The following is a 12,981-nucleotide window of genomic DNA, read 5'->3' as shown; positions in this document are numbered from 1 at the left end:
GTCTCTTACATCACCTAAATCWTAATTAGAAATATTTGCTGAGTATACATAAGTATAAATACGCTGTAGTTTAGGTGTAACACCAAAAGCAATGTGTTGTCCCATGAACGTTTGGTACTTCGCTAGAGAAATACCAACTTCTGCAACACCAATTGACACCGCATTTACAGCGCTTAATTCAGCTTGCCTTAGCGTATTTTGCTCGTCTGTTATATTAGGATCAACTGTAGTGTACATGTCTGGTGATACAAAAGATTCAGTGTAAACTTTAGCAAAAGCATTTGCTGCAATAAACTGATTCGGAATTGCGAAAGCTACAACCCCACCAACTTCAAGTTTTGCTTGGTCACCATCTAGACTAGCTAAGCTAGCCTGTAGAGCTTCATAATCTGTAGAGCTACCACTTGAAATTTCAGAAATTAGTGACGCTGTACTATCTAGCCCATCAACCATCTGGTCTTCATCATTGTAAGAAACACCAAAACTTGGCGTTATCATACCTAAATCGTCATTTCTTCGATAAATAGCAGTCAGTGCTGGGTTGTAAAAAGGAGCTGTTAAGAAGTTTGCAGATACAACGCCAACACCACCCATGGCGTCACCGCGAGCTTCGATAGCGTAATTGGCTGCGTAGCTAGGCATACAGGCAAAGCAAATTGCTGTAGCTAATATTTTATTTGAATTTTTCATGCTGATTATACTTTGTTATATCCCTATCTAAGTTAACGGCATAAGTTTAAATTACTTTAATTCCTCTTCGCTAGAAATATCATACGTTTTACTTATAGTTTGCGTCTGTTCGATTATTATATCGCCTTGCCAGCGGGCATGGTTCATTGAAATCGCAAGAACATAGCGATCATTAGCGAATTTATTGTTTTCTAAAGAGGTTGGATAATCGGATTCATAAGTACGTGACCAGATTTGTTCATACTCGCCTTCTACGTAATCATAAAGTCCAACATCAAGCGTAGGTAGTGGACAGTAAGGATTCAAAAGCTCTTTCTTATCAATTATCCATGAATCTTTTGATGACCACCGAACGCGTTGTCTAAGAGCAAACTCACCGAACACGATCCAGGTACTCCATGATTTACCCTCTTTTCCTTTCACACTGAGACGGTACAAACCCGACTCAACAGGGCTACTCAAGTTATAACGCTTATGAAAAGTGACAGTGTTACTATTTTCAGTTTCACTCTTTTTCAAGTCACTATCCGTAGAAATACTTTTATCTACCCACTTAACTATGTCTATTTCTGTAATTTCAAACTTTGATTCTACGTCTACGACAAGCCTATACGTGTCTCTTCCCGGGCTTTGAATAGCATGACGCCTTACCGTAATCGCGTTTATCCAATCTGGAATACTCGGTTTGGTAAGGCTTTTGCCACAATCTTGATTAAGAGATTGCTTAAACAGTTCATTAAGATGCTGCTCATTCCTTTTAGATTCTGTGTTTTGCCAAACTTCGACTAACGAAGAAAACATCATGGGCAAATCATCATCTAAAATATGTTTGTGTACTTGAGTCAAAGAGTTACTTTCTTTAAACCACTCGTTAGCCTGCACTGGAGTGTGCAAGCTAACGAGAAACAAAAATGGTAATGACCTTTTCAACATCATGCTTTCATTTTATATCCGACACCACGTAAGGTTTCAATTTCTAAGCCTGGTAGCTTTTGGCGAAGTTGAAGTACATGCGTATCTACTGTTCTGGTGGTTGGGAAATGGTTGTAGCCCCATACATGATCGAGTAATTCGTCACGAGTAAACACTCGTCCCAAGTTGCTTGCTAGAAAGAGCAATAAGTCAAATTCCGTGCGAGTTAACGTTATCGCTTCGTTATTAAAAACAACTTCGCGTGTTGCTTTATCTATAACAAGGTTCTCGGTTGTGACTTTCGAAGTATCTTGCTCTTCTGAATCTGGTAAGCGTAGTTGAGCACGAATACGCGCAAACAATTCTGCTTCCGCAAAAGGTTTTGTAAGGTAATCATTTGCGCCTGAGTCTAAACCTGCAACTTTATCTTTAACTGTAACTAATGCCGTCAGCAAAATAACGGGGACGTCTTTCTTCTTTTTCCAAGACGCTAAATGTTCTACGGAGTCACCATCGGGTAGCTGGCGATCTAGTATAACTAGATCAGCTTGCTCCCAATAAGCCTCAACTTCAGAGATTCTCTCAGCATGTAAACAGTCATAGCCTGCTTGCTCTAGGCTAACTAATAGGCCGTCTGCTAAGTTTTTGTCATCTTCAACGAGAAGCAATGTCTGTTTCACAGGGTATCTCCAAAATAAATGTTGTTGGTGGGCCGATGAGGCTCATTTTTCCGCCCATCTTGCCGACCATTGATTCTACTATAGTCAATCCAAGGCCTAATCCGCTTTTGCTTACAAAAGGCTTCTTTAACTCTGACCAATTTTTGTGAGTTAAGTCTCCATTATCTATTACTTCGAATGTCAGCCCTTTGTCAGAAGTATTCAGCTGAAGAGTAACAGGTGCAACACCATATTTAACAGCGTTACGAATGAGATTATCGATACAGGTTCCAAGCCAATAAACGTTTACTTTTGCAGCTATATCTTTATTAACTTTAAGTTCTATACCTGGTTCAAATTCTTCTTCGACTTTATACTCTAGCCAATCCTGAACACTCGGGATCCACTCTGTTGCAAGTGGTTGGTTATCTGATTGCAAATAATCTTTGCTCGCTTCGGCTAGTTGACGAAGTCTTCTTGTATCTTCACATAAACGGCGAAATTCGTCATAAACGGTTTCGGGTAAATGCTCAAATTCCCTTCTAAACCCTTCCACCGTTAGAGATAAGCTGGCGATAGGAGTTCTCAACTCGTGTGTGAGTATTTGCAGTACCAACATACGGCTTTTCAATTCTTGTTTTTTGCTATTCCAACGATATAACGCCCAGCCAATAACCAAGAGTACGTTGGCAATTACCAATACGATCATGCTGATCTGGAGGATCTCCGAGTGATCCTCTACATCCCAACAAATATTCCCTCGCTGAACAAAACAACTCTTGGTATTCGTTGAGAGCATATAGCTAAGTCCGGCTATTTCGGCATTTGTTTTCCAGACTTCATCATCATAGAGGTAATATTGGTCGCCTCGGCGTAGCCACATTTTGTCTTGTTCGACAAACATACTAGCCCCGGAAATTAGAGCAGTAATTGCCTCTTCATCCATATGCTTAAGTCTATCGAGCAGCCCTTCATTCGTCAGATTTTGGCGCTCTTTAATGTGCATGAACTGCTTAAGTGATTCGAACTTATCTGGGTATTTTTCAACATAACGAGCTGCATAGGTACCACCACCAGGGTGGATAAGACCACTTCGGCTAAACCAACGCGTTCCCAACTTAGTTCCTTTACATAAAGCACGTGTAAAGACGAGAGGCTCCGTAATTAAGGGACTTAAAGGGAGTTTTCCGCTACAGGTTTTAGAAAGTTGATATAAGCGTTGAATATCTTTTAGCGGATACTTAGCCGTTTGGGGAAGCATTGAAGAAGGCATAAGCAGCTTAGTTGGGTAATCTGCTTGTAGAATACGAATGTCGTAGGACTCAACCGCACTATTAACGTTAAAGAGTTTACTAAAATTATCGATACGCTCAGGCAAAGAGTCAGCAAAAGCATTTGCTGAAACCATGAGTAAAAGTGAAGTGAATAATTTGATGCGTTTGATCGTCACTATAGTTCTTGAGCCAATTCGTTCAATTAAATCAAATATATACTATAAACATATAAAGATAAAACTCTTGTCATGAACACGTGATAATTCATCTGTTTCACTGTCACGTAAACAAGCCAAACGTAATTCCACGCATTAAAAAGCCAGCTAATATGCTGGCTTTAGATTTATATACTTGGTTAGCTCGCGCTATTAAAGTGCTTTTGAGATCGCATCAACGCTTGCTTTCGCATCACCAAAGAGCATCTGCGTGTTCTCTTTAAAGAACAATGGATTCTGAACACCTGCGTATCCCGTATTCATTGAACGCTTAAAGACGATAACGTTTTGTGCATCCCACACCTCCAGAACTGGCATTCCCGCTATAGGACTGTTTGGATCTTCAAGTGCTGCTGGGTTAACAGTGTCATTAGCACCAATAACAAGAACAGTATCTGTAGAAGCAAAGTCATCATTTATTTCGTCCATTTCTAGAACGATGTCGTAAGGCACTTTAGCTTCCGCAAGCAATACATTCATGTGACCCGGTAAACGGCCCGCCACAGGATGAATACCGAAGCGAACTTCWATTCCCTGAGCACGAAGTTTGTCAGTGATTTCATGTACTGGGTATTGAGCTTGAGCTACCGCCATGCCGTACCCTGGAGTAATGATAACTGACTTTGAGTTTTTCAGCATTTCAGCGACATCTTCAGCTGTTGTTTCACGATGTTCGCCTTGCTCTTCAACTTCAGAAGATGTCGATACTTCTTGTCCAAAGCCACCAGCGATAACACTGATAAATGAACGGTTCATCGCTTTACACATAATATATGAAAGAATTGCACCTGAAGAACCAACCAATGCACCGGTTACGATAAGTAAATCGTTTGCAAGCATGAAGCCCGCTGCAGCGGCAGCCCAACCTGAATATGAGTTCAGCATTGAAACGACAACTGGCATATCAGCACCACCGATCGATGCAACCAAGTGGTAACCAAATGCGAATGCTAWCAATGTCATGATAATAAGAGCAAACATACTTCCATCAGATTCAACGAATCGACTTAGCAAAAATGCAGACACCACAATAGCGGCTAAATTCCATTTGTGCTTATGCGGAATGTTAAGAGCAGACGACGAGATTGTGCCTCTCAGTTTACCAAACGCAACAATAGAACCTGTAAAAGTAACAGCACCGATGAATACACCTAAAAAGACTTCGACTAAATGAATTACGTGCTCAGCGTGAATATCAGCTGGGTTTACCGATACCGTTGCTGGTGGAGCAATAAAGCTGTTGTAACCAACCAATACTGCAGCCATACCAACGAAACTATGTAGAATTGCTACAAGTTCTGGCATTTCGGTCATTTCAACTTTCTTTGCATAGTGAATACCGATACCACCACCGATCACCATTGCAACAATGATCCAAACAACACCCTGTGAATCCGGGCCAAAGATCGTCGCGATCAACGCGATCGCCATACCCGCGATACCATAATAGTTACCTGCGCGTGCAGATTCCTGTTTTGATAGGCCAGCTAAACTCATAATAAAGAATACAGCAGCAACAATATATGCGGCTTGTACTAATCCTGCAGACATGTGTTACTCCTTTAGTCTTTACGGAACATTTCAAGCATACGTTTAGTAACCGTGAAGCCACCAAAAATATTAATACTTGCGATAAGAACGGCGATAAATGATAAGAAAGTTACAACGCCACTTCCTTGTCCGATTTGCAGTAATGCCCCTACTACAATAATTCCTGAGATCGCATTAGTTACCGACATCAAAGGGGTATGAAGTGCATGTGTTACGTTCCATACAACGTAATATCCAACAACACACGCGAGAACAAATACCGTAAAGTGTGCTAAGAAAGCAGCAGGCGCAACAGACGCTATCCATGCAAATGCACCAACACCGGCAGCAATTCCTACAAACTTCTTAACTGGCGATACAGGCTCTGCAACTTTTGGTTCGACTTTCTTTGGCGCTTCGACTTTCGCTTGAGGTTGAGCCGACACTTTAATTGGAGGAGCTGGCCAAGTGATCTCGCCTTCTTTAACGACAGTGACACCACGGAGTACAACATCTTCAAAGTCGATATTAACGGTGCCGTCTTTATCTTTACAAAGAAGCTTCATAAGATTGACGAGGTTAGTTGCATAAAGCTGCGACGATTGGGTTGGTAAGCGACCGACCATATCGGTATAGCCGACAACCTTTACGCCATTTTCTGTCGTAATAACTTGGTCAGCCACTGTGTATTCACAGTTACCGCCATTAGCTGCTGCTAGATCGACAATTACACTGCCCGCGCTCATGCTATCTACCATCGCTTTAGTAATTAGCTTAGGAGCAGGTCGCCCAGGTATAAGTGCGGTTGTGATTATAATGTCGACGTCTTTGGCTTGAGCAGCGTATAGCTCTTCAGCTTTCTTATTAAACTCATCAGACATTTCTTTCGCATAGCCGTCACCTGCGCTGGTATCTTCTTTGAAATCAACTTCCAAAAATTCAGCGCCCATCGACTCTACTTGTTCTTTTACTTCTGGACGAACATCAAATGAACGGACAATCGCACCTAAGCTACCTGCCGCACCAATAGCCGCTAAACCAGCAACTCCAGCACCAGCGACTAACACTTTTGCTGGTGGCACTTTACCTGCTGCGGTAATTTGGCCTGTAAAAAATCGACCAAACTCATGTGCCGCTTCAACAACTGCACGATAACCGGCTATGTTCGCCATCGAGCTTAACGCATCAAGTGCTTGCGCTCTTGAGATTCGAGGGACAGAATCCATCGCCATCACGTTAATATTCTTACTCGAAAGTTGTTCCATTAATTCAGGGTTTTGTGCAGGCCAGATAAAACTAATCAGGCTCGCTCCTTCTTTAATTAAACCAATTTCATCAATGCTTTCAGTCTCATCAACTATTGGAGCATTGACTTTGAATATAATATCCGAACTCCAAACGTCGTCTTTAGACACAATAGTTGCGCCTGAAGCTTCGTATGCGGAATCATCAAAACTTGCTAGGCTGCCTGCTTGTGTTTCGACACAAACATCAAATCCTAGCTTTAAAAGCTGCTCTACCGACTTGGGAGAAGCAGCAACTCGCGTTTCACCTGCGAGGCTCTCTTTTGGGACACCAATTTGCACTTTGTACTCCTTGTGAACTTTGTTTTTATATAACTTGCCTATGCACGAGTATTTTCGTTATTAAACCTGTTAGCGAGTAACATTCCACTACCTGAATATTTGCATACAACTTAAGCATTTAACGACATTACTCGAAGATAGACTAAAGTGGTACTGTTCAGATCAAGTTTTCGTTAAATGAAATAGATACTTTATATAACCAAAATTCACTTGTTAGTTAGTAAGTTACGAGTCAACTGTTTAAAAAGTGGTTAGACCATTAGGTATGTATTAGCATAGATAAACTTGATAGAGGTTTGACTGGCAGGGACGAACACGAAAGTGACGCTGTAGCTTATTTTGATTTGGTAAATGGATTTTTTGTTTCATTTAAAACAAAAAAGCAGCCACATAACTGAGGCTGCTTTAACAATCATTAAGAAGAACTTATTTGAAGATGTCTTCGCCCATTTGGTCGATGAACATTTGGGATTTTTTTAGCATGAGTTCGTTTGCATCATTTTTATTAGAAACGACATCAGAACGAATGAATCGGTGACTTTTCGTTTCATCACCTATCACTTTGGTAATACGTCCAGCTACCCGAAACTGCCCAGAGTCAGGCATCGCTTCTTGGAAAATTTGAAAACCTTTATACTCGACGGCTTCAACCACCTCTTTCTGCTCAGTTTGTTCTTTCTTGCTACCGAACAACATCGAAAATAATCCCACTCAACTCTCCTTTTACTAATTTTATGACTGGCGATGGTTATAATTAATCAATGGCTTTTCAAACCATTCTAACTCTACATCGTCATCAAAACTTGGGTGCGTAAAAATGATAGGAATATCGTCGACACGATCTTTCCTACGATCATCAACTATCATTGATTCTGCATTTTTTATCGCTATTTCGCTATTCTTTTTGTAGAGGACGAGCTTTTCTTCTGGCAGAGCTGATAAAAAGTCGATATCAAAGCGAATGTAAATGGGTCTCAACTGACACAGCGCTAAGCAAGCTAAGTCGGCTAACTGTTCATTATCATACTTACTTACGTACTCTTCCTTAGCCAATACATGCAACGAGAGTTTCCATATAGTTATGTACATCGACACTAATTTGCATTGTTAACCCTTCTCGTATGTAACTGTCTAACACGTATATGTTTATTGCTCTCGTTAAAGTGTAATAGTAAATCGCAAGTTATATGAACAAAGTTGAATTTTTTTTAAACGTAAACCATATTTTTAGTGGGAATTGCGGTAAAAAGCTTGGCAATTTTTATTTTGACCGTATCCTGAATAGGTTTTGTATAAATAATAATATTATCAGTCAGGCTAGGCTTCTATATAAATGACATCTTCTTTTGCGACATCGAGCATATTTCGGTTTTTGTTTCCTATTCTGTTACTCGGAATGCTACTTGCTGGTATGAACAATGTCATCTTAGTGACCGGATCTAACCTCGGTATTGCTAGCAACCTACCTTATATTCTCCTAGTTGTTTCGGTTATGCTTTGTCACAGCTTCAAACAAGGCAGAATGGCCATGGCATCTATGGCGATGCTCGTTGCTTATACTATTATCCAAAACCGATTACAAAGCCCTCTTAACACTGGTACAACTCTAATGGAGTTGTCGTTACTTGCTACGTTACTTCCCGTCGCTTGCTTATTGGTTTTTGCTTTCCCAGATACCGGGATTAATTCCAAAAGCGTGGCTATCTACGCTTCTATTCTCGTACTGTTCGTGTTTTGGTCAGACTTAACACTCACTCACTTTCACGACGGAGGTTTTGAAACTTGGAGTGATAGTGTTCTCTTTACTGTTCCTTCGGTTTCCAAGATACCGTTTGTACTTGTATTGTATGGCCTTTGTCTTAGTGGTCTGACTGCAATATTAGTATTGGTGTACAACAGACCAATTGATGTCGTTGTTTACAGCTCAATCTTATTAGCGTCGTCTACCTTCATCTTTTTCGATATCCAATACATATCAAGCACGATGTTCTCTCTCTCAGGAATATTGATCATTCTTTACGTCATTTCTGCCAGCCATGCGATGGCATTTAATGATCAGCTAACTAATATTCCAGGCAGACACGCTCTGGATGTCGATACTAAGCATTTAGGGCGCCGCTATTCTATTGCTATGCTCGATATCGACCACTTTAAGCGTTTCAACGACACTTATGGACATGATACGGGTGATGATGTATTAAAACTGGTGGCAAGCCGCTTAACCCATACGTCTGGCGGAGCTAAAGTTTATCGGTATGGTGGAGAAGAATTTACCATCATCTTTAAAAACAAGCTGGCCAATCAAGTAGAAAAACACTTAGAAGCGTTAATCAAAGATATCGAAGAATACGATATGGTGATACGAAATACTCATTCTCGACCAGAGGATGATGACGCAGGAATACAAAAGCGTGGGAAGTTAGATAACGACACAGAAACTGTCAATATTACCGTCAGTATTGGGCTGTCTGACAGCACAGTAAGCTCAGTGCCTGAAGAAGTGATAAAACGCGCTGATAATGCGCTGTATGGTGCTAAAGACGCAGGGCGAAACCAACTGTTTACCTATCTACACCAGTAACCCTACTTATAAAAAAGGCGATTCGTACATGAACCGCCTCCTTTTAATCTTGGTTAAAGAACAGTACTAAACTTCCGCCTCTCAAGGTACTTCCGTAATTGATGGTAAGTCCAACACCAATGTTGTCGACCAAACTACTTTTAAACCACGGAGTGATCAGCCAACCTATACTCGTTTCATAATAGTAATGAGTACCAAAGGGATGAGATGTATCACCACCTAAGTCTACGCGCCTAAAGCTCGCATAGGTAGATGACACAGATTCTCCCCACCGAGTAACATCGTAAAAAAGCTTAGCTTCATTAGACATATACCAACCTTCAGGGTTTCCTACATCACCATAGTTCGCTTCGCCCCAACCAATACCATTAAAGTAGTGCCAGCTAGAAGAAAACTTCCAACGCCCCCAAGGGGATGGCTTCTCATACTGCAGTGTGATGCTTGGTTCAATAATATAGGCCCACGCATAGGTATTAACGTAAACACCATCTATTTGGTCTCTGTAGGGCTCTAGAGTATTGCCGCGATAGTCAAACTGACTGTTGTAGTAAGAAAGATGGTTACCTAGCTTACTCTTAACACTCCAGTATTCGTCGAGTTTCGAAATATTTGCGATATCGAAATAGCCCGTTAGTACCACTTCTTTATGAAGATCCGACGTAACGGTCGATTCGAAGGATACATCTTGTTCAGTTTTCAACGCAGATAGGCGAACCGTGATCTCTTGACGGTTCTTATCCTGCTTATCACCAAATTCAAAAGTATAAGGGAGCGTTGATGCAGTGATCTGCTTTCTAAGGCTGATCGAGTCTTCCGTTCCGATATTGTCTTGCTCTAAGTTAAACCACTCATTAGGGTCAAAGTCATGGAAGCCAAACGTAAATACATCGCTATCGGTAAGTATTACAGCCGTTGCAAACGAGCGTTCTAACTCTTTCTTAAATGTCGTACCTGCCATAACTACGTTTGACTGAGTACTAAAGATTAATAAAGAAAGGTAGGAACACGCCTTGAGTTGTTGTTTTCGCTTTAACGGTAAACAACAGGTAGAAGACAGAGCCACGTTACTTTTCTCATTCGGTTATTTAGTAATTGAGTAGGTATTCCTACCATTTTTTTTCGCTTCATAAAGGGCTTTATCAACGGTTTCATAGATGCTGCTCGTTGTTTCATCTCCATTAGGAATGAAAGAATAGACACCTTGAGAAATTGTTAACCTATCAGACACTTGAGAATACTCATGTGGACAATCAATTTGCTTTACGATCTCATGAATACGCTCTGCCTGCTCTTTAGGCTCTTCGTCATTAGCACTGCTTAAAATGATGACAAACTCTTCACCGCCATAGCGGCCCACGTATTCACCAGCTCGAATAAATTTCGAGTGTAATGCGCTTGCCAGCTGCTTCAAGCATTTATCGCCAGCAATATGTCCATAATTGTCGTTATAAAGCTTAAAGAAATCGACATCGAGTAGAATAATCGTTAACGAAGCACGCCTTCTACCATGCCAGCCAATCATTTCTTCAAGTTTCGCATCCATAAAACGACGGTTATAAACCTTCGTTAACCCATCTTCATTCGCCTGCTGTTTTAGCTGTATGTTAAGTTCTTCTAACTTAGCCGAAGTTTCTTTTAACTCTCGTCGCATGTACGCAATGCGCTGCATGGCGATTAACTTTGAGTTGAGAACAACCTTATTAACAGGCTTGATTAAATAATCATCGCCACCAGCATCGATTGCTTTTGCAATCATTTCAGGTTCTTCGTGACTACTTAAGAAAATAATGGGGATCCACTCAGGGAATAGCGTACGAATTTCATTAGCGACTTCAAAACCGTCCATGTCAGGCATTGTGATATCTAGTAACACTAGCTCTGGCTCAAAATCGGCRTATAGCTCTAATGCTTCTCTGCCACTGCCTACAGACTCTACATCATGCCCTAATTGCTTTAGACGAATTGCCAACTGCATTCGGTCGAGTTGTACATCATCAACGAGTAAAATTCGCATGGAGGAGCCTTTTATTGTCATATTCAATCCTTTAAACAATCCAAACCATCAGTTAAAACAACGTACCGTTAATACAGTCTACTCTATTCTTTTTAWTATTATATTGACTTTTTTACAGATCTTTTTAGCATTGTTTCTTTTTGAAGAGAAATACTATGTCAGACGCGACAAATAATGAACAACCAGTAATCGATTTAACTACTATCTCACCAGAACTTCGCCAAGTAATTGAGTTTGATGAAGTACCTGAAGCGATGCACCACATGATTACGTCAATCCATGAAGTGTCTGAAGAAGCTGTACGTGAAGCATGGGACAGTCTTCCTGCTAGTGCACAGAATGTACTTGATAACTTTGAGCAATTTCACGCATTAATCACAGTTAGTCAAGGTTTCGCAGGCGTAAATGTAATGGAAGAGTTCCCTACTCTTGATTTACCTGAAGGCATGACTGACGAAGAAAAAGAAGAATACCGCGCTCAGCTACTTGACCAAGTTTTACACAACTGTGTGAAAGATATGGTTAAGCAAATTAAAAAAGCTCGCCGCGACGCTATTCTTAAAAAAGACTTTAAAGAAGTATTCACTAAATAATTTAGTACTACTCAAGTTGATCAAGGCCGCTAGTGATAGCGGCTTTTTTATTTTAATGATTCCACTTATCTAACATTATTGAGTTAGTGAAACTTCACATCAACAGTTAATGAGTAACAGCCACATCTCTTTGGGTCACACTCACCCCTTTAACCTGCACGAAAACGTGCTGCTCTACATGCAACTCAAGCTCTTCTAAAGCCCACACTGTAATCGTCGCAGCTAATACACACTGATTATCCAGCTCAAGCTCTATAGTCGCACTCTGCTTACTATTGCCTTTTTGCTGCGTTTCAATACGTTTAATTCTCGCTGGAAGAATATTTCGAATAGAAGTATTTTCTGGTTTCTGAGTAGTGATTGAAACATCATTTGCTCTCACCTGTAGACGAACAGGCGTGCCTATTTGACTATCTACTTTCTGTACCCACAACGATACATTTTTAGTTAAACGTAATTTCGATAATGCGTAATTATCATTATGATCTTCAATGCTTGCTTCGAACAATGAGCTTCGCTCGGAAAATGATTGCCATGGGCGCATGGCTTGAGATGCCCATACATCTTCAATTGAACCATAATTGATGACTTTACCCTGCTCTATGATCACTAACTGACTTGCCAAGCGTAATATTTCATTCAAGCTATGAGTCACGTAAAGAATCGGTATCTCTACACTGTCGGCCAGTTCTTCTAGAAATGGCATAACTTCACGCTTTCTAGGAAGATCAAGTGACGCCAGCGGTTCATCCATTAATAAGATCTTTGGCTTTGAAAGTAACGCACGCCCAATCGCGACACGCTGCTTTTCGCCTCCAGACAACGCTGACGGATAACGCTCTAATAATGGCTCTAATGCTAAGAGTTCTACGATCTTGTCAAAATAGAGCTTATTAGGCTGCTTAACGCCGTAGTTTAGATTTGAGC

12 protein-coding genes and 1 pseudogene are annotated in these 12,981 nt (G+C 40.8%); 2 read left to right on the top strand and 11 right to left on the bottom strand.

The window, feature by feature from the left end; genetic code table 11:
- The 8 genes and pseudogenes from traF to L4C33_RS13950 all read right to left on the bottom strand — a co-directional run.
- Positions 1-690 (bottom strand): conjugal transfer protein TraF (gene traF, locus L4C33_RS13985; protein WP_428813039.1); only part of this gene is annotated, 690 nt, incomplete at its 3' end.
- Between the two features lie 51 nt (positions 691-741).
- Complete coding sequence (locus L4C33_RS13980) at positions 742-1,623, bottom strand: DUF2861 family protein (RefSeq protein ID WP_428813041.1); 882 nt, start codon at positions 1,621-1,623, stop codon at positions 742-744.
- Positions 1,623-2,282, bottom strand: a complete 660-nt coding sequence (vxrB, locus tag L4C33_RS13975) for a response regulator transcription factor VxrB (protein ID WP_428813038.1) — start codon at positions 2,280-2,282, stop codon at positions 1,623-1,625. The genes L4C33_RS13980 and vxrB overlap by 1 nt, the downstream gene beginning before the upstream one ends.
- Positions 2,257-3,669 (bottom strand): sensor histidine kinase VxrA, encoded by a 1,413-nt coding sequence (gene vxrA / locus L4C33_RS13970; protein ID WP_428813040.1) that lies wholly within the window; start codon positions 3,667-3,669, stop codon positions 2,257-2,259. Before vxrA ends, vxrB begins: the two co-directional genes overlap by 26 nt.
- Before the next feature lie 234 nt (positions 3,670-3,903).
- Complete coding sequence (gene pntB / locus L4C33_RS13965; RefSeq protein ID WP_428813037.1) at positions 3,904-5,301, bottom strand: Re/Si-specific NAD(P)(+) transhydrogenase subunit beta; 1,398 nt, start codon at positions 5,299-5,301, stop codon at positions 3,904-3,906.
- A gap of 11 nt (positions 5,302-5,312) precedes the next feature.
- Positions 5,313-6,866, bottom strand: coding sequence for a Re/Si-specific NAD(P)(+) transhydrogenase subunit alpha (gene pntA, locus L4C33_RS13960; RefSeq protein WP_428813036.1), 1,554 nt, complete (start codon positions 6,864-6,866; stop codon positions 5,313-5,315).
- A gap of 426 nt (positions 6,867-7,292) precedes the next feature.
- The gene (locus L4C33_RS13955; RefSeq protein ID WP_428813035.1) at positions 7,293-7,577 is read right to left on the bottom strand and encodes an HlyU family transcriptional regulator; all 285 of its coding nucleotides are present in this window, start codon (positions 7,575-7,577) and stop codon (positions 7,293-7,295) included.
- A 21-nt stretch (positions 7,578-7,598) separates the two neighbouring features.
- Positions 7,599-7,971, bottom strand: a pseudogene (locus tag L4C33_RS13950) (late competence development ComFB family protein).
- A 228-nt stretch (positions 7,972-8,199) separates the two neighbouring features.
- On the opposite strand from L4C33_RS13950, the gene L4C33_RS13945 reads away from it, so the two are divergent.
- A complete protein-coding gene (locus tag L4C33_RS13945) occupies positions 8,200-9,447 on the top strand; it encodes a GGDEF domain-containing protein (protein ID WP_428813034.1) in 1,248 nt (415 codons plus the stop codon).
- 43 nt (positions 9,448-9,490) lie between these two features.
- Here L4C33_RS13945 and L4C33_RS13940 read toward each other — a convergent pair whose 3' ends face one another.
- A complete protein-coding gene (locus L4C33_RS13940; RefSeq protein WP_489686439.1) occupies positions 9,491-10,405 on the bottom strand; it encodes a Solitary outer membrane autotransporter beta-barrel domain in 915 nt (304 codons plus the stop codon).
- Between the two features lie 123 nt (positions 10,406-10,528).
- Complete coding sequence (locus tag L4C33_RS13935) at positions 10,529-11,461, bottom strand: GGDEF domain-containing response regulator (RefSeq protein ID WP_428813032.1); 933 nt, start codon at positions 11,459-11,461, stop codon at positions 10,529-10,531.
- Between the two features lie 155 nt (positions 11,462-11,616).
- Between L4C33_RS13935 and L4C33_RS13930 the strand changes: the two genes are divergently transcribed.
- Entirely contained in the window at positions 11,617-12,054 is a 438-nt protein-coding gene (locus L4C33_RS13930) for a DUF3069 domain-containing protein (RefSeq protein ID WP_428813031.1), read from the top strand.
- A 106-nt stretch (positions 12,055-12,160) separates the two neighbouring features.
- Here the strand turns inward: L4C33_RS13930 and modC are convergent.
- Positions 12,161-12,981, bottom strand: an 821-nt coding sequence (gene modC, locus L4C33_RS13925; RefSeq protein WP_428813030.1) for a molybdenum ABC transporter ATP-binding protein, incomplete at its 5' end; no start/stop codon positions are given.

The organism is Vibrio makurazakiensis, assembly GCF_050337375.1.
GTDB lineage: Bacteria > Pseudomonadota > Gammaproteobacteria > Enterobacterales > Vibrionaceae > Vibrio > Vibrio makurazakiensis.
The sequence above is the reverse complement of the archived record's forward strand: the minus strand, read 5'-3'. Positions and strand labels throughout refer to the sequence as shown.

What these genes read in the sequence shown, in the direction of transcription:
- L4C33_RS13980 (WP_428813041.1), bottom strand. Translation starts at nt 1,623, where the DNA reads ATGTTGAAAAGGTCATTACCATTTTTGTTTCTCGTTAGCTTGCACACT.
- vxrA (WP_428813040.1), bottom strand. Translation starts at nt 3,669, where the DNA reads ATGGTTTCAGCAAATGCTTTTGCTGACTCTTTGCCTGAGCGTATCGAT.
- L4C33_RS13945 (WP_428813034.1), top strand. Translation starts at nt 8,200, where the DNA reads ATGACATCTTCTTTTGCGACATCGAGCATATTTCGGTTTTTGTTTCCT.
- L4C33_RS13940 (WP_489686439.1), bottom strand. Translation starts at nt 10,405, where the DNA reads ATGGCAGGTACGACATTTAAGAAAGAGTTAGAACGCTCGTTTGCAACG.
- L4C33_RS13930 (WP_428813031.1), top strand. Translation starts at nt 11,617, where the DNA reads ATGTCAGACGCGACAAATAATGAACAACCAGTAATCGATTTAACTACT.